This window comes from Psychrobacillus sp. 05T411, assembly GCF_056396485.1.
Map to the genome: position 1 here is coordinate 89,347 of NZ_JBFTLO010000008.1, position 26,279 is coordinate 115,625.

The 26,279-nt window shown below is 40.7% G+C and carries 23 protein-coding genes and 1 riboswitch; all 23 genes read left to right on the forward strand.

All coding sequences use genetic code 11. The features are described 5' to 3' along the window. Nucleotides 1-333: 333 nt before the first annotated feature. Nucleotides 334-1,365: an Era-like GTP-binding protein gene (locus AC1DFT_RS08285; protein ID WP_477918716.1), complete on the forward strand. Its 1,032-nt coding sequence runs from the start codon at nucleotides 334-336 to the stop codon at nucleotides 1,363-1,365. A 558-nt stretch (nucleotides 1,366-1,923) separates the two neighbouring features. Beyond that, nucleotides 1,924-2,063: riboswitch (cobalamin riboswitch) on the forward strand. A 235-nt stretch (nucleotides 2,064-2,298) separates the two neighbouring features. After that, the gene (locus tag AC1DFT_RS08290) at nucleotides 2,299-3,273 is read left to right on the forward strand and encodes an ABC transporter substrate-binding protein (protein ID WP_477918717.1); all 975 of its coding nucleotides are present in this window, start codon (nucleotides 2,299-2,301) and stop codon (nucleotides 3,271-3,273) included. 4 nt (nucleotides 3,274-3,277) lie between these two features. Continuing rightward, complete coding sequence (locus AC1DFT_RS08295) at nucleotides 3,278-4,261, forward strand: FecCD family ABC transporter permease (RefSeq protein ID WP_477918898.1); 984 nt, start codon at nucleotides 3,278-3,280, stop codon at nucleotides 4,259-4,261. A 1-nt stretch (nucleotide 4,262) separates the two neighbouring features. Then, nucleotides 4,263-5,732, forward strand: coding sequence for an adenosylcobinamide amidohydrolase (locus AC1DFT_RS08300; RefSeq protein ID WP_477918718.1), 1,470 nt, complete (start codon nucleotides 4,263-4,265; stop codon nucleotides 5,730-5,732). A 2-nt stretch (nucleotides 5,733-5,734) separates the two neighbouring features. After that, entirely contained in the window at nucleotides 5,735-6,694 is a 960-nt protein-coding gene (cbiB, locus tag AC1DFT_RS08305; RefSeq protein WP_477918719.1) for an adenosylcobinamide-phosphate synthase CbiB, read from the forward strand. Beyond that, complete coding sequence (locus AC1DFT_RS08310; protein ID WP_477918720.1) at nucleotides 6,681-7,757, forward strand: pyridoxal phosphate-dependent aminotransferase; 1,077 nt, start codon at nucleotides 6,681-6,683, stop codon at nucleotides 7,755-7,757. Before cbiB ends, AC1DFT_RS08310 begins: the two co-directional genes overlap by 14 nt. Then, complete coding sequence (locus AC1DFT_RS08315) at nucleotides 7,730-8,260, forward strand: bifunctional adenosylcobinamide kinase/adenosylcobinamide-phosphate guanylyltransferase (protein ID WP_477918721.1); 531 nt, start codon at nucleotides 7,730-7,732, stop codon at nucleotides 8,258-8,260. Before AC1DFT_RS08310 ends, AC1DFT_RS08315 begins: the two co-directional genes overlap by 28 nt. A 9-nt stretch (nucleotides 8,261-8,269) precedes the next feature. Then, a complete protein-coding gene (locus tag AC1DFT_RS08320) occupies nucleotides 8,270-9,094 on the forward strand; it encodes a cobyric acid synthase (RefSeq protein WP_477918722.1) in 825 nt (274 codons plus the stop codon). Then, the gene (gene cobS / locus AC1DFT_RS08325) at nucleotides 9,091-9,840 is read left to right on the forward strand and encodes an adenosylcobinamide-GDP ribazoletransferase (protein WP_477918723.1); all 750 of its coding nucleotides are present in this window, start codon (nucleotides 9,091-9,093) and stop codon (nucleotides 9,838-9,840) included. The genes AC1DFT_RS08320 and cobS overlap by 4 nt, the downstream gene beginning before the upstream one ends. Further along, nucleotides 9,810-10,409: a histidine phosphatase family protein gene (locus tag AC1DFT_RS08330; RefSeq protein ID WP_477918724.1), complete on the forward strand. Its 600-nt coding sequence runs from the start codon at nucleotides 9,810-9,812 to the stop codon at nucleotides 10,407-10,409. Before cobS ends, AC1DFT_RS08330 begins: the two co-directional genes overlap by 31 nt. Beyond that, a complete protein-coding gene (locus tag AC1DFT_RS08335; RefSeq protein ID WP_477918725.1) occupies nucleotides 10,361-10,750 on the forward strand; it encodes a bifunctional adenosylcobinamide kinase/adenosylcobinamide-phosphate guanylyltransferase in 390 nt (129 codons plus the stop codon). The genes AC1DFT_RS08330 and AC1DFT_RS08335 overlap by 49 nt, the downstream gene beginning before the upstream one ends. Continuing rightward, nucleotides 10,747-11,337 (forward strand): cob(I)yrinic acid a,c-diamide adenosyltransferase, encoded by a 591-nt coding sequence (locus tag AC1DFT_RS08340; protein WP_477918726.1) that lies wholly within the window; start codon nucleotides 10,747-10,749, stop codon nucleotides 11,335-11,337. Before AC1DFT_RS08335 ends, AC1DFT_RS08340 begins: the two co-directional genes overlap by 4 nt. Before the next feature lie 5 nt (nucleotides 11,338-11,342). Further along, nucleotides 11,343-11,825, forward strand: a complete 483-nt coding sequence (locus tag AC1DFT_RS08345; RefSeq protein WP_477918727.1) for an ECF transporter S component — start codon at nucleotides 11,343-11,345, stop codon at nucleotides 11,823-11,825. Further along, nucleotides 11,818-12,480 (forward strand): hypothetical protein, encoded by a 663-nt coding sequence (locus AC1DFT_RS08350; RefSeq protein ID WP_477918728.1) that lies wholly within the window; start codon nucleotides 11,818-11,820, stop codon nucleotides 12,478-12,480. Before AC1DFT_RS08345 ends, AC1DFT_RS08350 begins: the two co-directional genes overlap by 8 nt. A gap of 316 nt (nucleotides 12,481-12,796) precedes the next feature. After that, nucleotides 12,797-14,965: a heterodisulfide reductase-related iron-sulfur binding cluster gene (locus tag AC1DFT_RS08355; RefSeq protein ID WP_477918729.1), complete on the forward strand. Its 2,169-nt coding sequence runs from the start codon at nucleotides 12,797-12,799 to the stop codon at nucleotides 14,963-14,965. A gap of 169 nt (nucleotides 14,966-15,134) precedes the next feature. Continuing rightward, complete coding sequence (locus tag AC1DFT_RS08360; RefSeq protein ID WP_477918730.1) at nucleotides 15,135-16,343, forward strand: acetyl-CoA C-acetyltransferase; 1,209 nt, start codon at nucleotides 15,135-15,137, stop codon at nucleotides 16,341-16,343. Continuing rightward, nucleotides 16,340-17,191 (forward strand): 3-hydroxybutyryl-CoA dehydrogenase, encoded by an 852-nt coding sequence (locus tag AC1DFT_RS08365; RefSeq protein ID WP_477918731.1) that lies wholly within the window; start codon nucleotides 16,340-16,342, stop codon nucleotides 17,189-17,191. The genes AC1DFT_RS08360 and AC1DFT_RS08365 overlap by 4 nt, the downstream gene beginning before the upstream one ends. 15 nt (nucleotides 17,192-17,206) lie before the next feature. Then, a complete protein-coding gene (locus AC1DFT_RS08370; protein WP_477918732.1) occupies nucleotides 17,207-18,343 on the forward strand; it encodes an acyl-CoA dehydrogenase in 1,137 nt (378 codons plus the stop codon). Between the two features lie 153 nt (nucleotides 18,344-18,496). Then, nucleotides 18,497-19,636, forward strand: a complete 1,140-nt coding sequence (locus tag AC1DFT_RS08375; protein WP_477918733.1) for an acyl-CoA dehydrogenase — start codon at nucleotides 18,497-18,499, stop codon at nucleotides 19,634-19,636. A 9-nt stretch (nucleotides 19,637-19,645) separates the two neighbouring features. After that, nucleotides 19,646-20,266 (forward strand): TetR/AcrR family transcriptional regulator, encoded by a 621-nt coding sequence (locus AC1DFT_RS08380; RefSeq protein ID WP_477918899.1) that lies wholly within the window; start codon nucleotides 19,646-19,648, stop codon nucleotides 20,264-20,266. 27 nt (nucleotides 20,267-20,293) lie between these two features. Beyond that, a complete protein-coding gene (gene icmF, locus AC1DFT_RS08385) occupies nucleotides 20,294-23,551 on the forward strand; it encodes a fused isobutyryl-CoA mutase/GTPase IcmF (protein WP_477918734.1) in 3,258 nt (1,085 codons plus the stop codon). A 314-nt stretch (nucleotides 23,552-23,865) separates the two neighbouring features. Beyond that, complete coding sequence (gene rpoE / locus AC1DFT_RS08390; RefSeq protein WP_477918735.1) at nucleotides 23,866-24,405, forward strand: DNA-directed RNA polymerase subunit delta; 540 nt, start codon at nucleotides 23,866-23,868, stop codon at nucleotides 24,403-24,405. A 153-nt stretch (nucleotides 24,406-24,558) separates the two neighbouring features. Next, nucleotides 24,559-26,154, forward strand: a complete 1,596-nt coding sequence (locus AC1DFT_RS08395) for a CTP synthase (RefSeq protein ID WP_477918736.1) — start codon at nucleotides 24,559-24,561, stop codon at nucleotides 26,152-26,154. Nucleotides 26,155-26,279: the final 125 nt, after the last annotated feature.

A 26,279-nucleotide genomic window follows, 5' to 3' on the forward strand; every position in this document is an offset into this window, starting at 1 on the left:
TTAAATTATGGTACTAACTTTTCATTGAATTCTAACTAGGATAAGTGACTAATTGTGTCGGAACCTGATACTCTTCACTAATAAAAACAGGGTGAATTCTTGGTAATTAATTATGCGAAACTAGTGAAATATAATACTTCTGCTATAATTAACAGATAATAAAGTGTAGCAGAGTTGATGGAATTTAAAATGGGAGCACTAAATGCATGTTTAACAGGACAGTCTGCATCAGAAATAGTAAAGCAAAGTGGTATTAAAAAATGATGATACACTAACAATCACAATATCAATCTAACAAAAACATGATATTTATAATAGGGAGGTAGCATAAAAATGAAGCATAATCACACTTTTTCTGATGAGGAGTTTGACCGCATTTTTGATGAGGAAACGGAAGAAATTAATGAGCAATTGCAGCGAGAGGTTCTTATTGCGATGATTGGCGACGTTAACGCAGGGAAGTCGTCTACAATCAATCGGTTGATGGGGGCGGAAGTTGCCCAAGTTGGAGCGAAACCGGGTGAAACGCAGGAAATTAAGAAGTACATCTATAAGGATAAAATTGTATTCGTCGATACGCCGGGATTGGACGATATTCAAAGTGAGCATTCGGAAGAAACGATGAAGTTTTATAAAAAGGCAGATTTGGTACTTTTTTTCTTAAATGCAGCGGGTACAGTACTATCTGAAACCGAATTAGCTTCATTGAATAAGATTAGTAAAATTAACAAAGACATCATTCTTGTTTTGAATAAGATTGATGCAGCTGATGATATTGCTAGTCTAGTTAAGTATGTTCAGAATCATACGGATAATGAATATCCAGTTACGCCGATTTCATCGCGGACAGGAGAAAATATTGGTCTGTTGCAAAATGAAGTATTGAAATTATTAGAGGTTAAAAAAAAGGATATATTGATGGCGGCGAATATAGCAGATAAATCTTCCGTTGCGAATAAATGGATTTTGGCAGCGGGTGGCTCTGCGGCAGCAATTGGAGCAGTACCAATTCCAGGTGCAGATTTTGTTCCGCTAACAGCTCTGCAAATTGGGCTTATGCTACGCTTATCAACGCTATATGGTAAACCGATTTCAAAAGACAATGCGAAAGAATTAATTATCGCAACTATTACCGGAAACGTAGGAAAAACGATTTTTCGTCAGATTGTAAAGTTAGTACCTGGGGCAGGCATGGTTGCGGGAGCAAGTGTTGCTGGTGCGATGACGATTGCTTTGGGTTATGCAGTGAAATATGCACATGAAAATGATATTAATCTTACTTCAGAAGCATTGGCACCAATCTATAAGATGTTTTTGAAGAAAGAGAGAAATGAAAGTATTAGTGAAAGTGTTACAGTGAATTAAATGTTTATAGCAAAAAAAGGATCTGGGTTGCTCATTGAGCTCTTGAGATTTTCTTAAGAGATAATATGGTTTTTTGCTTAGGATTAATGAAGACGGCAAGAATCCATATGTCCGATTTTCTAAAAGTGACTTGCAGTATGGTATCACCTTTCTTTTGTATCTCATTTTATCCAGTGAAACTCGAGAAAAGTAGATAGCATTCGTCACATAGAGAAGCGAAAAGCATACGAAATTGTATCTTCGGATGCCCCTTATGAGTAGGAAAGGATTATTTCACTCATTATCCAAATCTAAATCTCTATGTCTCTGAACATTTTAGGAGGGCGACGGACAAAAATCCGCCACATGATTACCGAAAAAGAGAAGCTGGGGACAATTTGACAAACACCCCATTCACCAAAAAAACTATCGACAATGTATCTATTTCATACTCGGTCGAAGTGTTTTTTGATGGGAGTATCGTTTAGTTGTAAAACCACACTTTTCTCCTTATTTTGTACCCCAAAAATCCCTGTCGACAACCATGTGATTTCATGTATAATAAAGTCGATGCATACAAAATATTTTGAACATAAAGGTGCTTGCTATGAAACTAGCAAGTTAAAAGGGAAGCTGGTTCAAATCCAGCACGGTCCCGCCACTGTGTGTGATAGTCCGCTATCATGAGTCAGAAAACCTGCCTTTATGGATATACACATTAACACCTACGAGGATAGGTTTCGTGTAAGTCAGCTTGGCAAATGGTAACCTAGCAGATTTATACCTATTCTATCTCTCGTTCATTGGACGAGAGTTTTTTTTATCTTCATTCAGTGAATGAAGATAAAGCCTCCGGCGGATGTCCAGATTTTGAATCGAGTTTGCTCGATTCAAAATCTGGACGCAATTACGCCGAGGCTTAATGGATTTAAACAGAAAATGGGGGAAAAGAACATGAAGAAATTATGGCAATTATGGATGACATCCGCTTTAGCAGTATTACTCTTAGTCGGATGCGGACAAACAGAAGAAACACCTGTCGAAACTAAGGATAATGCGCAACAAGAACAACAAGCTGAGGTAGAAGAAGCGGCATTCCCGATAACAATGACAGATGCGGTTGGCAATGAAATAACCTTAGAAGAAGCTCCAAAAACAATCGTTTCCATGATTCCAAGTAATACAGAAATTTTATTTGCACTTGGGTTAAATGAAGAAATCGTTGGTGTAAATGACTATGATAACTATCCAGCAGAAGCGCTTGAAAAAGAGAAAATTGGTGGACAGGAATTCAACGTGGAGAAAATCGTATCGATGAATCCAGACATCGTATTTGCACACGATTCTATGTTAGGAATGGGCGAAGCTGGTTTGCAACAAATCCGCGATGCTGGGGTAAAAGTATTCGTTGTGAAAAATGCAGGTGACTTCAATCAAACGTATACAACGATCGAACAAATTGGTCGTGCTACAGGTAAATTAGAAGAAGCACAAGCAATTGTAGAAGATATGAAAGCAAAAGTAGAAGATGTGAAAGAAAAAGTAGCAAAAGTAGAAACGAAGAAAACAGTATTTGTCGAAACTTCAGATGTACCGGAGATTTATACACCTGGTAAAGGTACCTTCATGCAAGAAATTTTAGATATGGTGAATGCAGAAAATATTGCTGCAGATCAAGAGAATTGGTTTATGATCTCGCCGGAAGAAATCGTTAGCCGTAACCCAGACGTAATCATTATCATGTATAGCTATGTAGATGGGATTGTAGAGAGCGTAAAAGCACGTGATGGTTTCGACACTATTACTGCTGTGCAAAATGATGCAGTTGTACAAGTGGATGAAAACTTAACGAGTCGAACAGGCCCTCGTCTTGCAGAAGGATTAGAAGAAATAGCGAAGGCAATATACCCTGAGGTATTTAGTGAGTAAAGCCTTGATCGGCTACATCTTGTCAATTGCTGCCTTACTAATTGCAATTTGGCTTGGTGTATCGGTCGGATCCGTAAAGGTACCGATCAGCACATTATGGGATACGGGAGCAGATGCAATTGCGTCCAATATCGTTTGGAAAATTCGCATGCCACGTGTTGTGCTTGCAGGGTTAGTTGGTGCATCACTAGCCATCGCAGGTGCTGCGTTTCAAGGGTTGTTAAAAAATCCGCTTGCCGATCCTTATACGTTAGGAGTGTCGTCCGGTGCCTCAGTAGGCGCCGTGACTACGCTCTTTTTCGGTATTTCGGTACCATTTTTAGGAATATTCACCTTGCCAGTTTTCAGTATGATTGGTGCTTTAGTGACCATGTTTCTGGTCATTACTTTTGCAAAACTAGTCGATCGTGCCATGAAAATGGAAACAATTATTTTAACCGGAATTATTTTTAGCTCTTTTTTAGGCTCTGTTATTTCCCTAATGATTGCACTCACTGGGGAAGAGCTGCGTCAAATTATTAGCTGGCTTCTCGGCAGTGTGTCGATGCGCGGTTGGAGTTTCGTACAAATGGCGTTCCCTTTTGTGCTTATTGGTACGCTGTTACTATGGTTAAACAGAAGAGAGCTAAATGCCATGCTATTTGGAGAAGAACGAGCACAGCATTTAGGTGTCAATGTTAAGAAACGAAAAATGATGATTTTAATCGGCGGCTCTATGCTTACTGGTACAGCGGTTGCAGTTTCGGGGACAATCGGGTTTGTAGGACTTGTCGTTCCGCATATGACCAGGCTTTTATTTGGCTCGGACAATCGCCATGTATTGCCGCTTAGCTTTATTAACGGGGCGGCCTTATTAATCATCTGTGATTTAGTATCTCGTACGATTATTGCGCCGACGGAACTACCGATTGGGGTTATTACAGCATTTATCGGGGCTCCTGTTTTTGCATTTATTTTCTTTAGACAACGAAAAAAAGGAGGCATTTAATATGTTAAAAGTGGAAAACATTTCTGGTGGATATGATCGCCGACTAATCGTCAAAAATGTCTCCTTTCAAGTTGAAAAAGGCCAAATGCTTGGAATTCTTGGACCAAATGGTAGTGGAAAATCCACTTTGTTGAAAGTGATTAGTGGCATCCTGCCTAAAGAATCTGGAGATGTGCTCATTGATGGAAAATCATTAACAGCCTATTCATCGAAAGAGCTAGCGAAAAAAATGGCAGTTCTCCCACAACTACATAGTCATGCCTTTTCCCATACGGTAAGAGATACCATTGCACTCGGTCGGTATCCACACCAAAGTGGCTTATTTTCATCGTGGTCGGACGAAGATGAAGCGGCTGTAGTATTGGCAATGAAACAAATGGGAATAGAAAGATACGAGCATCAAATGCTGGATCTCCTGTCGGGCGGGGAGCAACAGCGTGTATTTGTAGCCCAAGCACTCGCACAGGCAGCACCAATACTGCTTCTCGACGAACCGACCAACCACTTAGATATCGCACATCAGAAACAATTACTCGACACGATTAAAAGGCAAGCAAATGAAAACGGCATAACGATCATCAGTATATTTCACGATATAAATCTCGCATCACTTTACTGTGATAGGCTCTTACTAATGGATCAAGGCCAAGTAAACATGATCGGTGCACCGCATGAAGTCGTAATGAAAGAACAAATCGAAACCGTATATAAAGCGCGCATAAGCACAAATCCGCATCCAGAGCGTCCAAAGCCACAAATTACAATACTTCCGGATGTAAAAGAGAAGCGTGACGAGCGGCTTATTACAATAGAAAACTTTCAAGTAACGGATGAGTTAGTTGTATTCCAAGCGGAAAATCAATTAAAAACATGGTCATCCGCAGTAATAAATGCGGGGTCTGGCTGGTACAGAACGTTTGTAAATAGAAGAGTAGATGCCCGCTATAATATCGACAACGCACAAACAGAAATGCAGCAATACCTTGCAAGTCGCGGCTATTCCGAAACGGAAACGGTTGGAATGATGACAGCCGTTTATACAAAAGATGCGATCATCAAAGAGTATGAAGCTGATTTTGGTTCCGTCGTCATTATGGTGACAGCGGGTGTTGGAAATGCAGTAGATGTGTCCAAAGCTCATGAAGTAGAGGCATTCCCGGCAATCGGCACGATTAATACATGGATTATTGTGAATGGTGAACTGGCGGAAGAAGCCTTTATTCAAGCAGTTATTACCGCAACGGAAGCAAAAACCAAAGCGCTAGCATATGAGCAAGTTAAGGATCCTCGTACCGGTACAATCGCAACTGGCACATCAACGGATAGTGTATTAATTGCAGCAACGCAACAAGGAAAACATATTCCATATGCAGGTCCAATTACGGAAATCGGGAAAAAAATCGGACTTGGTGTGTACGAATGCACAGTCGAAGCAATCCAAATTTATAAAAAAGCAAAAGGCTGGGACTAATAATGGGTCCACATATAATTGCTATAGCGATAGGGCTCATCTTGGACCGAATAATCGGTGACCCGCCAAACTGGCCACATCCGGTTCGTTTTATTGGAACGCTCATTTCTAAGCTGACAACTTGGTTGAATAAAGGAAGTGCTCGCAAAGCGAAAGGGTTTCTACTCCTTTTCATAGTTGTAGGGCTCACTTTCTCCGTCACGATTGCACTTTTAGTAAGTGCATATTCCATCCATATGTGGGTTGGGATTATAGTGGAAAGTCTTTTAATAGCCTCGGGGCTTGCGCAAAAAAGTTTAAAGGAAGCGGCAATGGATGTGTATAAACCGTTAATGGCAAATGATTTACCTACTGCTAGACAAAAGCTGTCGTGGATTGTCGGAAGAGATACGGACAAGTTGGATGAACAGGAAATTACACGTGGCGTCGTCGAAACGGTATCGGAAAATATTAGCGATGGTATTACGGCTCCGCTTTTTTATGCGTTTTTGTTTGCTGGTGCACCTGGTCTTTGGGTGTATAAAGCGATCAATACACTCGACTCAATGGTTGGATATAAAAATGAGCAGTACGAAGATTTTGGATATGCTTCTGCCAAGCTTGACGATATTGCAAACTATATACCAAGTCGTTTAACGGGCTATATTATTATGCTTTGGGGTAAAAAAGAAAGTACTGTACCATTTAACAAACGTCTAAAGGGCTGGTGGCGAGATGCAAAGAAACATCCAAGTCCGAACAGTGGTTACTTAGAAGCGGCGACTGCTTATCAGCTAGGCATACAACTCGGAGGCATCAATACATACAAAGGAATTGTTTCGGACCGAGCGCGCATGGGAATTGGAGAGGTTCCATTGGCAGCAAACCATATTTTAAGTACCATCTCACATTTGCATACAGCAGTCTTTCTATTTTGGCTTTGGATGATGGTTATTGGAGGGATTTTATATGGCATTACCTAATCACGGGGCGAATGCCCATCACGTTTATGAGCGACTCGGGATTAATATGCCGGAAATGGTAATTGATTTTAGTGAAAATGTTAACCCGCTAGGTCCACCAGCATTTGTAAATGAAAGATGGTCGACCTATGCCGAGTTAATCACCAAATATCCAGATCCTAATGGAGAGCCTTTTCGATCGGCCGCTGCAAATTATCATCATGTACCAGTAAATAAGGTCATTATTGGAAACGGAGCGGCAGAACTATTTGCTGTCTTGGCCAAACGATATGAGAATAAACGCGCAGTGCTCATTCATCCTACTTTTTCGGAATATGCTTCGACACTAGCTCCTTACAATGTAAGGATAAATGAGATTATTGCAGTGCAAGCATTGCCTTTAGACGAAATATTCGATGCCCTGGAGTTTGCAGAAGTAATTTATATTTGTAGACCAAATAATCCGACTGGCTATTTGATACCATTAGAAGAAATTATCCAAATTGCAGATTACGCCAAAAGATATAAATGTGAAGTGATTTTAGACGAAGCATTTCTCGATTTTATCGATGAAAAAGAATCGTTTATCCCATATTTAAAAGATTTTCCAAACGTTATTGTCGTCCGTTCGATGACGAAAATGTATGCAATTCCAGGTTTGCGTCTTGGCTATGCAGTTGGAAGCGAGCCGTTCATAATGGATATTCGCTCCCGAATGCCTCACTGGAATAGCAATGCACTTGCTGTGACCATTGGCGCTGATTGTTTGAAGGAAGAACAATATCGTTTGCAAGCAATTGCTTATGCAAGGGAAATGCGGGAGGGCTTTAGCAAGATTCTTGCAAGGTGGAACTGCATTGTACTACCTTCTTCCACGAACTTTATTTGTTTTCAACTGCCGGATGCTGCTCAATCCAAAGCATTTTTCGAGTATTTATTAGCAAAAGGATGCGTTCTTCGTCATACAGAAAACTTCAAAGGTCTTGACGGAAAATGGTTTCGTATTGGCATGAAAGAAAAGGCTCAAATGGCATATTTGCAAAAGGAGATGACCGCATGGTTCGAGGAAAACTTGTCTTCATAACTGGTGGTGTGAGAAGCGGAAAAAGCAGCTTTGCAGAAACCTATGTGATGAATGAGCAAGCAAGACGAAATGTGTATGTCGCTTCCGGTATTGCAGTGGACGAGGAAATGAAGGAACGCATTAGCAGACATCGTGACGATCGTGAAAATTATCCAGTAGAATGGGTGACATTTGAGCAGCCACGGCACTTTGAAAAGATCGTTCCACAAATAGATTCAGGAGACGCCATCCTTTGGGATTGTGTCACGACTTGGCTTGCAAATGAGTTGTACGAAGGTCAAATGGAAGAAGTTGAAAGGCAACTATTCATGGCAATTGATCAGTTATTAGAGAAGGCCAAAGTGCTTGTCATTGTTTCCAATGAAGTACTGGATGAACCCTTATCCAAATATGAATATACAAAGCTATACCAACAGTGGATTGGGCGGCTCCACCAAAAGCTTGTAGCAAAAGCAAATCATGCCTTCGAAATGGAATACGGTATAAGTCATCAGTGGAAGTGAGGGATGTAGATGAAAGGCTTAATGGTGCAAGGTACCGCTTCTAGCGTCGGGAAAAGTTTAGTTTGTACAGCTATTTGCAGACTACTTGCAAATGAAGGGAAGCAAGTAGCACCTTTCAAATCCCAAAATATGTCTTCTTTAAGCGTACATACAGAAAATGGTTTAGAAATAAGTGTTTCGCAGGTCTTGCAAGCAAGAGCTGCTAGAACACCGTACAAAGCAGAAATGAATCCGATATTACTAAAACCAGTAGGGAATATGGAATCAGACATTATTATTCTCGGAAAAAAGCTAAGTAAAATGAATGGAATGCATTACCGGGAACAGTTTTTTGAGGAAGGCCAAAAGCTGATTACAAACAGTTTAAGGACCCTAGCTGAATCTTACGAGTACTTAATTTTAGAAGGTGCCGGCAGCCCTGTAGAAGTGAATTTACGAGACAGAGAATTAGTGAATATGCGAGTTGCAGATTTGGCGGATGTACCAGTTATTTTGGTTGCAAATATCGAATACGGTGGGGTTTTTGCATCCATTGTTGGCACGCTTGCACTATTACCAGAAGAGCAAAGAACTCGAGTACAAGGAATTATTATTAATAAGTTCCGGGGAGACATATCTTTATTTCAGGAAGGGATAGACTTCATCGAATCGTATACAGGAATAGATGTAATAGGGGTTGTTCCTTACTTTGCCAATGAATTAGAGGAAGAAGACGGCGAAACTAAAACCGGGTATTCCGCATCAGATGAACAAATAGATGATTGGGCCAACCATTTTAAAAATTATGTCCAATGGGATAAAATCATCTCCATTTTAAATGGGGTGAGGAAGTGAAGAGCTTATTATTGGCACTTCAATTTTTCACGATTATCCCGGTTAATAAAAACTTGCCGATGGAAAGACGTACGATTACTGGAATGTATAGTGTTTTTCCTTGGATTGGTACTGTTATTGGAGCCATTGCTTATTTAATGCTCTTTTTTGAATGGAGTCCACTAATGACAGCCTTTAGTATCGTACTGCTCGGCATAATGCTCTCTGGTGGCCTGCATATGGACGGGTTCATCGATACGTCCGATGCGTTTTTTTCATATAAAGATCGATTAAAGCGATTTGAAATATTAGATGATCCTCGCGTTGGTGCGTTCGGCGTAATGGCGGTTGTTTTATTAGTCGTTGGGAAAATAATTATTGTGTCTGAAGTGCTTGCTGCGGAATCATTTCATTGGATTTTTATTTTGCTTATTCCTTATTTTTCGAGAAGTACTCTCATAACCTTGTTTGCTTGGTCAAACAGTGCGAAAACAAGTGGACTTGCCTATTTTTTTAAGCAAAAAATGAATGGAAATGTAGTGCTGATTATGGCTGCCTGTCACTTTTTTATCGGTCTTGCTATAGTAGGTTGGCTGACGGATTGGCTTATTGTCCTTACTTTTGCGGTTGTGCTCTTTGGGTTTATGTGTTTATTTCGAGGTTGGGTATTGCGGAATTTCGGCGGAGTTACGGGTGATTTGCTTGGAGCAAGTGTGGAAGTTTCGGAGGTGGTGTTATGGCTAACCCTTTTACTATTACTCTCCTAAGGCATTTACCAACGCAGGGCAATGTAGAAAAAAGGTATATTGGCTGGACAGATGAACCAATTATCAGTGGCATCAAGACGAAACTACAATCTGGGCCAATCAAACAAGTACTCGGCAGCGATTTAATGCGTTGCAAACAAACAGCGGCTAAGATTTTTAGTGGAATTCCTTATAGGGCAAATGCAAATTTTAGGGAATGCTCCTTCGGTGATTGGGAACAAAAAACATATAATGAATTAAAAGAAGATACTTTATATAGAAAATGGCTCGACAATCCTCGGGAAGTTGCTCCTCCAAACGGAGAGTCACTAGAACAAATGGAAGCACGGGTGTTGCAAGCCTTTTATGAAGCAGTGGGAACAGTAGAGCAGCCAGTAATTATCACGCATGGAGGTCCCATTCGTTTTTTATTGACAAAGTTCGCCAATGTCGAAAAAAGTTTTTGGGATTGGGAAGTACCGCATGGCTGTAGCTACGAGTTGCTATGGATGGATAAACAAGACGTACTGGAGGGAAATCGATGCAGGTCATTTTCGGTGGAGCATTTAATGGAAAACGAGCGTACGTAGAGGAAAGAATTCAGGGACAAAACGTGCAATGGTTAAATGCCCAGGAGGATATTCCAGTATTATTGTCTAATACAGAAGTAATCGTTGTTTTTGGCGTAGAAAATTTGTTAGAAGAAAAGCTGGAACAATGGTTCGAACATTTGGAACGATGGAATGAGGAAGTTGAAGTTATTGTCATAGCAACGGAAATTGGTCGTGGAATCGTGCCGATGGAAGCAAGCATGCGCAAGTTAAGAGATGACGTCGGTCGATTTTATCAACAACTTTTTACAAAGGCGGAAAGTGTTACACGAATTTGGTACGGTATTGCACAAACAATAAAGGGAGATGTGTGGAGATGAAAATTTATACAAAAACAGGCGATAAAGGTCAAACAGGATTAATCGGTGGAAGAACGGACAAAGATAATGTACGGGTGGAAGCATACGGTACAATTGACGAGTTAAATTCATTCATCGGAAAAGCTGTAACAGAACTAGACCCTGCTATTTTTGCGGATATTTTAGAAGACTTAGAAACGATTCAACATGAGCTATTCGATTGTGGTGGAGATCTGGCAAATGTATCCAATCGCCGCGTCTATAAAATGACAGACCAACCAATTGAAGCAATGGAAAAACGAATTGATGTGCTAGTGGAAGAAGGTCCAGTGTTAGAACGTTTCATCTTACCTGGTGGAACGCCAGCTGCTGCAACGCTTCATATCGCGCGTACCATTACAAGACGTGCAGAGCGTCAAGTGGTGACATTAACAAAAACGGAAGAGGATGTTCCTGCGGTTGTGCAACGCTATTTAAACCGCCTATCCGATTATTTATTTGCAGCAGCACGTGCGGTTAATGCGCGAATGAATGTATCAGATGTGGAGTATGTGCGTAGCGCAAAAGTATTCAAGAACGTAGGAAGTGAGAAAAAAGAGGGGGAGTAAGGAAGGTGAAGCTACGTCTACTTACACTAGCAGCAATGTTTGCAGCTTTATCGGCGATAGGGGCATTTGTTAAAATTCCAGTCGGGATAGGGAGTGCGGCACTCGATACAGTTCCTGCACTTGTGTCAGCAACATTTTTGCCACCTGTTTATGCAGGTGCAGCATCACTAATCGGCCATTTATCTTCCTCTTTATATGCGGGATTTCCTTTTGGACCATTGCATATTCTCATTGCTGCGGAAATGTTTTTGATTTTATTCGTGTTTACGAAGCTGCATCAAGCAGGACGAAATGTATTGAAATGGGTGTTTTTTATCTTTGCCAATAGTGTGCTTGCAACGCTTCCGTTTTATTGGATTATATCGCCAGCATTTTTTGCAACTGCATTACCTGGAATTACAATCGCGACTGTTTTGAATGCTGGAATCGCGATCCTTGTCTCTCCAGTTGTTGAGCGAGTAATGGAAAGAGTGAAAACACATGCGTAACGCCGTTTTATTGCCCAATGGACTCGTATTAACAACCGATAACTCAGCAGCAATCGGTGAGAAAGAGGCGGATTTTGTTCAAGTGCCAGACGAAGTCGTCGCTTATTTTGCAGGTCGGGTTGCACTGCTGGAGCAATGGGCAGCTGGAGCATATCCCGTTTCGATTGTATTGCATAATTTTTCTGGCAATAAAAGCTGGGAAAAGTATATAGCAGGTATAGAGAAATTGTTTGGAGAAATAGATCAGCCTTGTCCGGTCATTACCGGCAGCACAGAATCCAATATGGATACGCTGCAATCTGCAATGGCTGTAACGATGATTGGCCAACAGCAAATGGCAAAACCCGTATATTATACATGGTTTATATACGGCATGCCATGTGTTGGGGAAGAAGTAATGACAGAAACCGAAAAAATTGCAGACATGAAGAAGATTTTGAACGGTATAAATAGCGAATTCGTTCAACGAATTTGGCCAGTTGGTTCGGCTGGCATAGCGGAGGAATGCATTCGACTCGGGTTAAACTGTGACTTGAAAGATTGGGACACTGGGAAATCAGCGGGTCCAGCAACTTCTGTGCTACTTGGAATAGCTAATAACCGCATAGAAGAAGCAAAATTGCACTTCGGGAAGTATTTTGAAGAAATAAATTGATCGAAGAGGGCTATCTCGCGTAGAGATAGCCCCTTTTTATGAGCTTAGTTGCTCTTGTTGTGAAATTGGTTGCTTTCACACACATTTAGTTGCTGATAGGGAGAAAAAGGTTGCTTTCATGATCAAGTTGGTTTCCCTTTGCCGCATTTTAACTAATAAAAGAAAATAATTCCACTAAACTTTCTAATAATTAAAATAAATAATCATTGACTGAATGCTCATTCAGTTTTAATATTAAATTACTACTTTATTAATCTATTAGTCTAATGGTATTCTATGCATAACATCATTTTACGTCTTTAAGGGGGAGAATAAGATGAATCTATTGTTAATCGCTAACTGGGTGCTGTTCATAGCAGTTACTTTGTATGCAATCGGGTTGTTCGCATATTTGTTAAAAACAAGGTATGCCTATATCAAACTTGGAAAAAAAGTAGAGTTTGAAGATAATGTGAAAGAACGACTTCGGAAAATTTGGGTGTATGTGTTTGGACAAAAGAAGCTGTTAAAGGATAAGAAAAGTGGAGCAATCCATGTTATGTTCTTCTACGGGTTTTTACTTGTTCAATTTGGAGCAATTGATTTCATTTGGAAAGGTTTAGCGCCAGGATCGCATTTACCATTAGGTCCACTGTATCCAGCCTTTACGTTTTTCCAAGAAATCGTGACATTTGTTATTTTAATAGCAGTTGTGTGGGCATTCTACCGACGCTATATTGAAAAATTAGTTCGTTTAAAAAGAGGATGGAAAAGTGGACTAGTGCTCATTTTCATCGGTGGATTGATGGTTTCCGTTTTAGTTGGTAATGGTATGGGCATGATTTGGCACGACCACGCGGCAACTTGGTCAGAACCGATTGCATCTACTGTAGCAACAATTTTTGGAATATTGCCAACCGCTGCTGCGACAACGGTTTTCTATATCATGTGGTGGGCGCATCTATTATTCTTACTAACATTCTTAGTATACGTTCCACAATCGAAGCATTTCCATTTAATTACTGGTCCTGCCAATGTTTATTTCCATCGTTTAGACAATGTAGGGAAACTACGTCCGATCAATTTTGAAGAGGAAGAAGACGAAGAAGCGGACGAGGAAGCAGACGAGGAAGCAATGCCTTCGTTCGGAGTAGGAAATATTCATGAATTTACGCAAGCACAAATGATCGACTTCTACGCATGTGTAGAATGTGGTCGTTGTACAAATATGTGTCCTGCAACCGGAACAGGTAAAATGCTGTCTCCGATGGACTTAATCACCAAGCTTCGTGATCACCTAACGTTCACTGGAGCTGTTGAAACAAAGGCAAAACCTTGGGTACCGGCACTTGCTTTCCAAGGGACAAAAGGGAACCAACTTGCAATGGCTGCTGGAGCAGAAGGGGCAATCATTGAAGACATTTATAGCCCGTCATTAATTGGTGACGTTATTACAGAAGAAGAAATTTGGGCTTGTACAACTTGCCGTAACTGTGAAGATCAATGTCCTGTTATGAATGAGCATGTTGATAAGATTATCGACCTTCGCCGTTACTTAGTAATGACAGAAGGAAAAATGGATCCAGATGCACAACGCGCAATGACCAATATTGAGCGCCAAGGAAATCCATGGGGCTTAAACCGAAAAGAAAAAGAAAACTGGAGAGATGCTCGTCCAGAAGTTCATATTCCAACAGTGAAAGAAGTTTCGAAAGCTGGAGAAGAATTTGAATACTTATTCTGGGTAGGTTCGATGGGTTCATTCGATAATCGCTCGCAAAAAATTGCATTAGCATTTGCGCATTTGATGAACGAGGCTGGAGTGAAATTTGCCATTCTTGGCAATAAAGAAAAGAACTCTGGAGACACACCACGTCGATTAGGAAATGAGTTTTTATTCCAAGAGTTAGCAACAGCCAATATTTCCGAATTTGAAAAAGCTGGCGTCACAAAAATCGTCACAATCGATCCGCATGCATATAATATCTTTAAAAATGAATATAGTGATTTTGGTTGGAGCGGAGAAGTGCTACATCATACAGAAATGCTATATGACTTAGTCCAATCGGGTCGCTTGAAGCCACAGTATGCAGTGGAAGAAACGATCACATTCCATGATTCTTGTTATTTAGGTCGATACAACGATGTATATGACGCACCACGAGAAGTATTGAAAGCAATTCCTGGGGTGAAATTAGTGGAAATGGATCGTAACCGTGAAACTGGTATGTGTTGTGGAGCAGGTGGCGGACTAATGTGGATGGAAGAGCATGTAGGAAATCGCATTAACGTTGCTCGAACAGAACAAGCGCTAGAAGTAAATCCAACCATTATTTCATCTGGTTGTCCATACTGTTTAACAATGCTTTCCGATGGTACCAAAGCAAAAGAAGTAGAAGAAAACGTTGGCACATATGATATTGCTGAATTGCTAGAGAAATCTATTTTTGGTGAATTCACATCAACGAGCGAAGAGGAAGAAGAAATGGAAGCAGTTGTTCAATAAATAGACATATTTATATTGCAAATAGTTTAACAGTTTCGTAAACTAGAAGTAACAGTAAAGGGAGTAGTAAATACTCCCTTTTTCTAACAAGTCAAATTGAGCGAGCGTTCAGTCAGCTTGTTATATATTTTAAAGATGATGAAAGCGCATACAAAAAGGGGTGGCTATGTTGACGAAAACAGTTATTTTGGATGGTGCACGCACAGCTTTTGGTAAGTTCGGTGGTGGTCTAAGTAGTTTAACAGCTTCAGATCTTGGGGGAATTGCGATAAAAGAGGCACTTGCTCGTGCAGGTGTCAATGCAGCAAATGTGGATGAAGTAATTATGGGGACTGTTTTACAAGCAGGGCAAGGACAAATACCGTCAAGACAAGCGGCAACAAAAGCAGGAATTCCTTGGTCAGTAAAAACCGAAACGATTAATAAAGTTTGTGCTTCTGGTATGAGAAGCGTGACATTAGCGGATCAATTAATTCGCCTTGGAGATGAAGAAATAATCGTTGCAGGTGGAATGGAATCGATGTCCAATGCGCCTTATTATTTACCAAAAGGACGATTTGGCCTACGTATGGGAGATTCCCAAATGGTAGACGGCATGATCTATGACGGCCTTTCATGTTCATTCCATCCGAAAAAAGTGCATATGGGAACATACGGAAACTCCACTGGTCAAAGCTTTGAATTATCCCGTGAGAAGCAAGATGAATGGTCATTTAGAAGTCATGATCTTGCTTTAAAAGCAATCGATAATGGGATTTTAGCGAAGGAAATCGTTGCAGTTGAAATAGCTCAGCGAAAAGGAGAACCAGTCATCGTAAAAGAAGACGAAGCACCACGACGAGACACGTCCATCGAATCGCTTACTAAATTGAAACCAGCATTTGGTAGTGAAGGGACAATCACAGCTGGAAACGCACCAGGAGTCAATGACGGGGCATGCGCAATCGTTTTAACAAATGAAGAAAAAGCAAAAGAGCTTGGAAAAGAGCCACTGGCATATGTAATCGGCCACGCAGAAATTGCCATTGAGCCTGAGAAATTCCCACAAACACCAGGGATCGTGATCAATAAATTATTAGATAAAACAGGAAAAAACATAGCGGATATTGATCTATTTGAAATAAATGAAGCATTCGCAGCGGTAGCACTAGTTAGTAGCCAAATTGCAGGACTAGACGAAGAAAAAGTGAATGTAAATGGTGGTGCAGTTGCACTAGGTCATCCAATTGGAGCATCTGGAGCACGTATCATTTTAACACTTGCTTACGAGTTAAAACGCCGTGGCGGTGGAATTGGTGTTGCAGCCATTTGTTCAGGTGGTGGGCAAGGTGACGCAATTATGATCGAAGTTCCAAAAACAGGGGGAAGTAAGGCATGACGATTCAAAAAGTAATGGTAATCGGAGCAGGACAAATGGGCGCTGGGATCGCGCAAGTTTGTGCGCAAGCTGGATTCGAAGTAAAGCTAAATGATCGAGAAGAGCAATACTACCAACGTGGGCTTCAAACAATTACAAAAAATCTATCCCGCAATGTGGAAAAAGGTCGCATGACTGAAGATGAAATGCAAGGGGTACTAAACAACATTACTATGTCGCTTTCCATCGAAGACGCAAAAGACGTAGATATCGTGATAGAAGCAGCAGTAGAAAATATGGAGATCAAGCAATCTATTTTCAAACAGCTAGATGAAATTACGCCAAAGCATACCATTTTAGCAACAAATACTTCGTCCTTACCAATTACCGAAATTGCCGCTGTGACGAATCGTCCAGAGCAAGTAATTGGCATGCATTTTATGAACCCAGTTCCAGTGATGAAGCTTGTTGAAATTATTCGTGGGCTTGCAACAACGGATGAGGTATACACAGCTATTGAAGAAATGACCAAAAAACTAAGCAAAGTACCAGTCGAAGTAAATGATTTCCCAGGCTTCGTCTCGAACCGTATTTTAATGCCAATGATCAACGAAGCAATTTATACACTATACGAAGGTGTTGCATCAAAAGAAGCAATCGACGATGTGATGAAACTCGGGATGAATCATCCAATGGGTCCTCTTCAATTGGCGGACTTTATCGGCTTAGATACATGTTTATACATTATGGAAATTTTACACGAAGGATTTGGAGATAGTAAATATCGCCCATGTCCATTACTTAGAAAATACGTAAAAGCTGGTTGGTTAGGGAAGAAATCTGGCAGAGGTTTCTACATTTACGATTAAAAAGGGGAAATTTAGATGGAGCTAAAGTTTACTGAAGAACAACTTATGATGCGCAACATGGTCAGGGATTTTGCTAAAACAGAAATTGAACCTTTTATCGAACGCATGGAACAAGGGGAGTTTCCGCGTGAAATAGTACGAAAAATGGGCGAACTTGGATTGATGGGTATTACCGTTCCAGAGGAATACGGCGGCTCAGGAATGGATTTTACAAGCTATGTTATCGCGGTTAATGAGCTTTCAAAAATAAGTGCGGTAGTTGGAGTAATTCTTTCTGTTCACACTTCGGTTGGAACAAATCCAATTCTTTATTTCGGTAATGAAGAACAAAAAAACAAATACATTCCCAAGCTAGCGAGTGGCCAATATTTAGGAGCATTTTGTTTAACAGAACCATCTGCTGGATCTGATGCGGGAGCTTTGAAAACAAAAGCGGTGAAAAAAGATGACCACTATGTACTCAATGGTTCCAAAGTATTTATCACAAATGGGGGAGAAGCAGATGTGAATATCGTTTTTGCTTCGACAGATCCCTCGCAAGGATCAAAAGGAATTACGGCATTTATCGTAGAAAAAGATACGCCAGGTTTTATCGTCGGAAAAGATGAAAAGAAAATGGGCTTGCATGGATCTAGAACGGTGCAGATAACATTCGAAGATATGAAAATTCCTCTAGCAAATCGACTTGGCGAAGAAGGGGAAGGATTTAAAATCGCCATGGCGAACTTAAATACAGGTCGAATCGGAATTGCAACACAAGCACTTGGTATAGCCGAAGCTGCATTTGAAGCAGCAGTAGGGTACGCAAAAGAGCGTGTGCAATTCGGTAAACCAATTGCTGCCAACCAAGGTGTAGGCTTTAAACTAGCCGATATGGGAACGGCAGTAGAAGCGGCTAGACTTCTTGTCTACCGAGCGGCGAGTCTTCGCGACCTGGGACTTCCTTGCGGAAAAGAAGCGTCGATGGCAAAACTATTTGCTACGAAAACGGCAGTAGATACCGCAATCGAAGCGGTGCAAGTGTTCGGAGGATATGGTTATACAGAAGACTATCCAGTAGAACGCTATTTCCGAGACGCAAAAGTCACGGAAATCTACGAGGGCACAAGCGAAATCCAACGAATCGTTATTAGTAAGCATCTAACGAATTGAAGGGAATTTCCTAGAAATGGCTATGGGCAACCATGCCAACAGTGAAAGCAATCAATTCACATCTAAGTGCAACCAATTAAGCATTGAAAGCAACTAAATCATATAGAAGAGCAACCAAATCAGCAAAACTACCAAAAAAAGGCGGGATAGACAATGAACTTTCAACTTTCAGAAGAGCATGAAATGATTCGTAAAATGGTACGTGACTTTGCAGAAAACGAAGTAGCACCAACTGCAGCAGAGCGCGATGAAGAAGAACGCTTTGACCGCGAAATCTTCGACAAAATGGCAGAGCTTGGATTAACGGGAATCCCTTGGCCAGAAGAATACGGCGGAATTGGTTCCGATTACCTTGCTTACTGTATCGCAGTAGAGGAACTATCGCGTGTCGATGCATCTGTTGGTGTAGCAATTTCTGCACATACTTCACTGGCTGGATGGCCGATCTTCAAATATGGCAATGAAGAACAAAAACAAAAATACCTTCGTCCAATGGCAGAAGGCTCTCAAATCGGTGGGTACGGTTTAACAGAAGCTAGCTCTGGTTCTGATGCTGGTGGCATGAAAACGACAGCTAAATTAGATGGCGATGACTATGTATTGAATGGATCTAAAATTTTCATTACAAACGGTGGGATTGCAGACACATATGTAGTTTTCGCTGTAACAGATCCAGAATCCAAGCATAAAGGGACGAGTGCTTTTATTGTAGAAGCAGGTTTTCCTGGTTTCTCTGTAGGGAAGAAAGAAAAGAAACTAGGCATTCGTTCTTCGCCGACAACAGAAATTATTTTTGATAATTGCCGCGTACCAAAAGAAAATCTTCTTGGGGAAGAAGGAGAAGGCTTCATCATCGCGATGAAAACATTGGATGGTGGTCGCAACGGCATTGCCGCACAAGCAGTAGGAATCGCACAAGGTGCACTAGATGCAGCAGTAGGATACGCAAAAGAGCGCGTACAATTTGGTAAACCAATCGTTGCAAACCAAGGGGTATCATTCAAGTTAGCAGATATGGCGACAGCGACTGAAGCATCACGACTACTTACGTATCAAGCAGCATGGTTAGAGTCTAACGGGCTTCCTTACGGGAAAGAATCCGCGATGGCAAAACTAATGGCTGGAGACACAGCGATGAAAGTAACAACAGAAGCAGTGCAAGTTTTCGGAGGATACGGCTATACGAAAGATTATCCAGTGGAACGCTATATGCGCGATGCGAAAATCACACAAATATACGAGGGAACACAGGAAATTCAACGCCTTGTTATTTCTCGTATGTTAACGAAGTAATAAATGCCTATGGAAAAAAAACATGAAGTCCTGACATCTATAAAAGATGAAAGTCTAATTGAAAAAAGGCGTCATCAAATGATTCGTGCAGGCGTTACATTATTTAAACAAAAAGGCTTTCACCGTACAACAACGAGAGAAATTGCAAAAGAAGCTGGCTTTAGCATCGGAACTTTATATGAATATATCCGGATAAAGGAAGACGTACTGTATTTAGTCTGCGATAGTATTTACGATGAAGTGCATAACCAATTATCGCAAGCTTCACTTCAAAAAGGTACGACGCAAGGCTTAAAAACTGCTATCCGTCACTATTATAGGGTTATTGACGATATGCAAGATGAATTTGTTGTCATGTATCAAGAAACAAAATCTTTACCAAAAAGTGCCTTGCAATACGTGCTTGTAAAGGAATTAGAAATGGTCGAGATTTTCAAAAAGATTCTTGTTGATTGCCATCAAGCTGGGGAACTTGAGCTAACAGAAGAACAAATCAATCTGTATGCCCATACACTTGTCGTTCAAGGGCAAATGTGGGCATTTAGAAGATGGGCACTCGGCAAAGAATATTCGCTTGAACAATTTACTGAATTGCAAATACAATTTGTATTAAAGGGGATGGGACAGTAAATGGTTACTAAACAAAGGGGGAGCAGCATGTCAACTTCGGAAGTATATCGTCCAAAAAATCACGTTCGTTTTGTCACAGCTTCTAGTCTTTTTGACGGGCATGACGCATCGATTAATATTATGCGCCGTATTTTACAGGGGAGCGGAGCGGAAGTTATTCACTTAGGTCATAATCGTTCCGTAGAAGAAGTCGTAAATGCGGCGATTCAAGAAGATGTACAAGGGATTGCGATTTCTTCCTACCAAGGGGGACATGTTGAATATTTTAAATATATGAAGGATTTACTCGTGGAACGCGGTGCACCTCATATTCAGATATTTGGTGGCGGCGGAGGAGTAATCATTCCAAAAGAAATAAAAGAACTGCAGGAATACGGAATATCCGGTATTTTCTCACCGGAAGATGGTCGAAAACTTGGTCTACAAGGAATGATCAATCAAATACTTCAATCATGTGATGTGCCTGCGAAAGCAACGGGTGCAATTGAAGAAGTGGAAGCTGTTTCAACGGAAAAACCAGAATTGCTGGCACATTTAATCACGATTGCAGAGGAAGCCCACCAATCAGGAGATGCTGAAGCAAAAGCAATGATTGAACATGCCAAAAGTATTTCAAAGGGCACACCAGTACTTGGTATTACAGGGACTGGCGGAGCTGGGAAGAGTTCACTAACGGATGAATTAATTCGCAGATTCCTGCACGATCTACCTGACAAAAAAATTGCGGTGCTTTCGATCGATCCGACCAAACAAAAAACAGGTGGCGCACTACTTGGTGACCGTATTCGTATGAATGCCATTTTCAATAAACGCGTATTCATGCGAAGCTTAGCAACACGGGGATCGCGCACAGAATTATCGGGAGCACTTAATGATGTACTAGATGTTGTGAAAGTGGCAGGATTCGATTTAATCATTGTTGAAACGAGTGGTATCGGACAAGGGGACGCTGAAATTACAAATGTATCGGATGTTTCGATGTACGTGATGACAAGCGAGTTCGGTGCACCAACCCAACTGGAAAAAATCGATATGATTGACTATGCAGATTTAATCGTCATCAATAAATTCGAACGAAAAGGATCGGAAGATGCGCTTCGCCAAGTGCAAAAGCAATATCAACGAAGCCGCGAATTATGGCATGATGATTTAGACACAATGCCTGTTTACGGCACAATCGCCAGCCAATTTAATGATAAAGGAACGAATTCTTTATTTGCAGCATTAATCGGTGTATTAAATGAAAAAGTAGGTACTGATTGGGAAACATCCTACGAACAATTTGCAAAAACGCAAAAACAAAACGTTATCATTCCAAATGAACGTCGCTACTATCTTCGTGAAATTACGGATACAGTGCGTGGCTACCATAAAAAGTCAGAAGAGCAAGTGGCTTTTGCCCGAAGACTGTTCCAATTAGAAGGTGCCACCCTTGCGGTGAAAGAAAAAGCAGCGGACGATGTACTTGTAGAGTCGCTAGAATCACTAGCTAAAGGCGTTCGTGATGAATTAACAGCAGAATCCAAACGTATACTAGAAAACTGGGCTACGTTAAAAGAAGCATACGCTGGAGACGAATTCATCACCAAAGTGCGCGATAAAGAAATTCGAACAATACTTCGGACAGAAAGCTTATCCGGTCTTAAAATACCTAAAGTAGTGCTACCAAAATTCGTCGATTACGGAGAGATTTTAAGATGGGTATATAAAGAAAATGTACCAGGATCATTCCCTTATACAGCAGGTGTTTTCCCGTTCAAACGAGAAGGAGAAGATCCTAAACGTCAATTTGCAGGAGAGGGTACACCAGATCGAACGAATCGTCGTTTTCATTATTTGTCAAAAGATGATGATGCCAAACGTCTATCTACAGCATTTGACTCTGTAACTTTATACGGGGAAGATCCAGATCATCGTCCAGATATTTTCGGAAAAGTAGGAGAATCAGGTGTAAGTGTTTGTACGCTAGACGATATGAAAAAGCTATATGATGGCTTTGATCTATGCGCACCGTCGACATCTGTATCGATGACGATTAATGGACCTGCACCAATCATTTTAGCGATGTTCATGAACACGGCAATCGACCAGCAAGTGCGTATTCGAGAAGAAGAACTCGGTCGCACATTAACGTTGGAAGAATTCACACAAGTAAAAACCAATACTTTGCAAGTAGTTCGTGGAACGGTGCAAGCAGACATTTTAAAAGAAGACCAAGGGCAGAACACTTGCATCTTCTCTACAGAATTTGCGCTTCGAATGATGGGCGATATTCAACAATTTTTTATTGACCAAAAGGTTCGTAATTATTATTCGGTATCTATTTCGGGATATCATATTGCCGAAGCAGGTGCTAACCCGATTTCACAGCTCGCGTTTACGTTATCCAATGGCTTTACGTACGTGGAGTACTATTTAAGTCGCGGGATGCATATAGATGATTTTGCACCAAACTTATCGTTCTTTTTCTCGAACGGTCTGGATCCTGAATATACCGTAATTGGTCGAGTTGCTCGTCGTATTTGGGCAGTGGTGATGCGAGACAAATACGGTGCAAATGAACGAAGTCAAAAACTGAAGTACCATGTCCAAACATCCGGTCGAAGCTTGCATGCACAAGAGATCGATTTTAATGATATTCGTACAACACTTCAGGCGTTGATGGCACTACAAGATAACTGTAATTCACTTCATACAAATGCGTATGATGAAGCAATTACAACGCCAACAGAGGAATCGGTTCGACGTGCGATGGCCATTCAAATGATTATTACTAAAGAACATGGCCTATCCAAAAACGAAAACCCACTGCAAGGTGCTTTTATCATCGAAGAAATGACCGACTTAGTGGAAGAAGCTGTCCTTTCAGAGTTTGACCGTATTAACGATCGCGGCGGCGTACTTGGCGCAATGGAAACACAATACCAACGTGGTAAAATCCAAGAAGAATCCATGTACTACGAGATGAAAAAACATACTGGCGAACTACCTATTATCGGTGTGAACACCTATTTGAATCCAAATCCTGCAACAGCAGAGGACATTGATAATATGGAAATTGCTCGTGCAACAACTGAAGAAAAAGAATCACAAATTACAAATCTTCGTAACTTCCAAGACAAACATGCGACAGAAGCAAGTCTGGCTCTTGCACAACTGAAACAAGTTGCTGTAACAGGTGGAAACATCTTCGAGGAGCTCATGTTCACAGTTCAAAAAGCAAGTCTTGKACAAATTACTAATGCCCTATATGAAGTTGGTGGGCAGTACAGAAGAAATATGTAAAAAGAATTAGTGTCTCGATGTATTATCGGGACACTTTTTTGTATAATGAAGTAAGATTGATTATCGAGTAGAGGAGAATAGGCGTGAAAAAACCGATTCATATAATGATGATTATTATATTCCTACTACTCACCATTTTTCTGTATAATAGAAGACTGGCATCTATTCCATTGCTCCTGCTCTCTTTTTATTTATTTTTATTGGCAGGCGCAAAGTTTTCCCTTTTCAAAAAGAATAAATGACGGTAGCATATAACATAATGGTTTGTATATAATGGGAAGTATGCAAACGGACATAGAAAGGACGTGCACGATTTGAATTTTCGTGAAATGACAACAGCACAACTACAAGAAGAATCGCTAATAGATATAGGATTTGCGATTTTAGAAGATAAGAAAAATGCATTAACATTAACAGATCTATTTGATGAAATCCAAAAACTAAATGGATTTACAGATGAAGAAATGGCTGCTCGTAAACCACAATTCTACACAGATATGAATATTGACGGTCGCTTTTTAGCAATTGCCGAAAACCAATGGGGTCTAAGAGAATGGTACCCGGTTGAACAAATCGAAGAAGAAACTGCTCCTACTGTTAAAGTACGTAAAAAGAAAACAAAAACAGTAGAAGATGACGACTTAGAAGATCTAGACGAAGATGAAATCATTTTCGAAGAAGAATTCGACGAGTTCATTGAAGATGAAGATGAGGACGAAGATGAGGAAGAAGTAGTAGTTGACTTTGAAGAAGACATCGAAGAAATTGAAGAGGATCTAATCGATGAAGACGAAGAAGAATTCGACATTATCGATGACGAAGAATTGGATGAAGAAGAGGAAGACGAAGAATAATTCTTGACTTCTTCTGCTAATCGCTATAAGATTCTATTGGGCTCTTTTTAAAGAGACATTACTCATGTGCATATGCGCTCCCCTGCCAAAATTAGCAGGCGGGGCGCTTTTTTGTTATTGTAGAACTAATTATTACTCGAGGAGGAACAAATTTTGACTAAATTTATCTTTGTGACTGGTGGGGTTGTATCTTCATTAGGTAAAGGAATCACGGCAGCATCACTTGGTCGTTTATTGAAAAACAGAGGATTGAATGTAACGGTTCAAAAATTCGATCCATATATTAACTTAGACCCAGGGACGATGAGCCCATATCAACATGGGGAAGTTTTCGTTACAGATGATGGCGCCGAAACAGATTTAGACCTAGGTCATTACGAGCGTTTTATGGATATTAACTTAAATAAGTATTCCAATATTACAACAGGGAAAGTATATTCCTCTGTATTAAGAAAAGAACGTCGCGGCGATTACAACGGTGCAACAGTTCAAGTAATCCCACATATTACAAATGAGATTAAACAACGTCTATTTTTAGCTGCAAAAGAAACACACGCGGATATCGTAATTACAGAAATCGGTGGAACAGTAGGAGACATCGAATCTCTTCCATTCCTAGAAACAATCCGTCAAATGAAACGTGACGTAGGTAGCAATAACGTTATGTATGTTCACTGTACGTTAGTACCATACATTAAAGCAGCAGGAGAAATAAAAACAAAACCAACACAACATAGTGTAAAAGAATTGCGCAGCCTAGGTATCCAACCAAATGTAATTGTACTTCGTTCAGAAATGCCAGTTCCTCAAGAAATGAAAGATAAAATTGGACTGTTTTGTGACATTAAACCAGAAGAAGTAATCGAATGTATCGATGCAGATTCTTTATACGAAATTCCGTTGATGCTACAAGCGCAAAATTTAGACCAAATCGTTGTGGATCATTTCCAACTTACTACGAAAGAAGCAGATATGACTGACTGGAGAGCATTAGTAGATGAAGTGAAATCTTTGTCGAAAAAAGTGCGTATTGGTCTAGTTGGTAAATATGTTGAACTTCAAGATGCATACATTTCTGTTGTAGAAGCGATGAAACATGCAGGATACAAATTCGATGCAGATATCGAAGTAAAATGGGTGAATGCAGAAGAACTAAACGATGCAAACGTTGCGGAAGTTCTATCAGACGTGGACGGCATCCTTGTGCCAGGTGGATTTGGAGACCGTGGTGTAGAAGGTAAAATCTCGGCGACTAAATTTGCTCGTGAAAACAATGTGCCTTTCCTAGGTATTTGTTTAGGAATGCAATTAGCAACAGTTGAATTTGCTCGTTCTATTTTAGAATTGCAAGGCGCGCATTCGTCTGAGTTAGATCCAACTACTTCGCATCCAATTATCGATTTATTGCCAGAACAAAAAGATGTGGAAGACTTGGGTGGAACACTTCGTCTTGGATTATTCCCATGTAAACTTACACCGGGTTCAAAAGCACACCAAGCTTACGGTGAAGAGCTAGTATACGAACGCCACCGTCACCGTTACGAATTCAACAACGAATATCGTGAACAATTTGAAGCAGCAGGATTTGTGTTCTCTGGTACAAGCCCAGATGGTCGTCTAATCGAAATCATCGAGCTTCCGGATCACCCATTCTTCGTAGCTTCTCAGTTCCATCCGGAATTTGTGTCTCGTCCACGACGTCCACAACCATTATTCCGTGAATTCATCAAAGCATCTGTAGGAGAATAATATGGAAGAGCAGTTCGACATCATGTCGGGCTGCTTTTTTGCGTGGATTAAGGAAAGAATTGGCTAAGAGCAATCAAATCAGGTGGGAGAGCAACCAATTCTGTGGTGAAAGCAACCAGTTGGAA

Excerpts from the sequence above, each read along its gene's own strand:
- AC1DFT_RS08285 (WP_477918716.1), top strand. The coding sequence starts at position 334 with ATGAAGCATAATCACACTTTTTCTGATGAGGAGTTTGACCGCATTTTT.
- AC1DFT_RS08290 (WP_477918717.1), top strand. The coding sequence starts at position 2,299 with ATGAAGAAATTATGGCAATTATGGATGACATCCGCTTTAGCAGTATTA.
- AC1DFT_RS08300 (WP_477918718.1), top strand. The coding sequence starts at position 4,263 with ATGTTAAAAGTGGAAAACATTTCTGGTGGATATGATCGCCGACTAATC.
- cbiB (WP_477918719.1), top strand. The coding sequence starts at position 5,735 with ATGGGTCCACATATAATTGCTATAGCGATAGGGCTCATCTTGGACCGA.
- AC1DFT_RS08310 (WP_477918720.1), top strand. The coding sequence starts at position 6,681 with ATGGCATTACCTAATCACGGGGCGAATGCCCATCACGTTTATGAGCGA.
- AC1DFT_RS08315 (WP_477918721.1), top strand. The coding sequence starts at position 7,730 with ATGGTTCGAGGAAAACTTGTCTTCATAACTGGTGGTGTGAGAAGCGGA.
- AC1DFT_RS08320 (WP_477918722.1), top strand. The coding sequence starts at position 8,270 with ATGAAAGGCTTAATGGTGCAAGGTACCGCTTCTAGCGTCGGGAAAAGT.
- AC1DFT_RS08330 (WP_477918724.1), top strand. The coding sequence starts at position 9,810 with ATGGCTAACCCTTTTACTATTACTCTCCTAAGGCATTTACCAACGCAG.
- AC1DFT_RS08335 (WP_477918725.1), top strand. The coding sequence starts at position 10,361 with ATGCAGGTCATTTTCGGTGGAGCATTTAATGGAAAACGAGCGTACGTA.
- AC1DFT_RS08340 (WP_477918726.1), top strand. The coding sequence starts at position 10,747 with ATGAAAATTTATACAAAAACAGGCGATAAAGGTCAAACAGGATTAATC.
- AC1DFT_RS08350 (WP_477918728.1), top strand. The coding sequence starts at position 11,818 with ATGCGTAACGCCGTTTTATTGCCCAATGGACTCGTATTAACAACCGAT.
- AC1DFT_RS08355 (WP_477918729.1), top strand. The coding sequence starts at position 12,797 with ATGAATCTATTGTTAATCGCTAACTGGGTGCTGTTCATAGCAGTTACT.
- AC1DFT_RS08365 (WP_477918731.1), top strand. The coding sequence starts at position 16,340 with ATGACGATTCAAAAAGTAATGGTAATCGGAGCAGGACAAATGGGCGCT.
- AC1DFT_RS08370 (WP_477918732.1), top strand. The coding sequence starts at position 17,207 with ATGGAGCTAAAGTTTACTGAAGAACAACTTATGATGCGCAACATGGTC.
- AC1DFT_RS08375 (WP_477918733.1), top strand. The coding sequence starts at position 18,497 with ATGAACTTTCAACTTTCAGAAGAGCATGAAATGATTCGTAAAATGGTA.
- AC1DFT_RS08380 (WP_477918899.1), top strand. The coding sequence starts at position 19,646 with ATGGAAAAAAAACATGAAGTCCTGACATCTATAAAAGATGAAAGTCTA.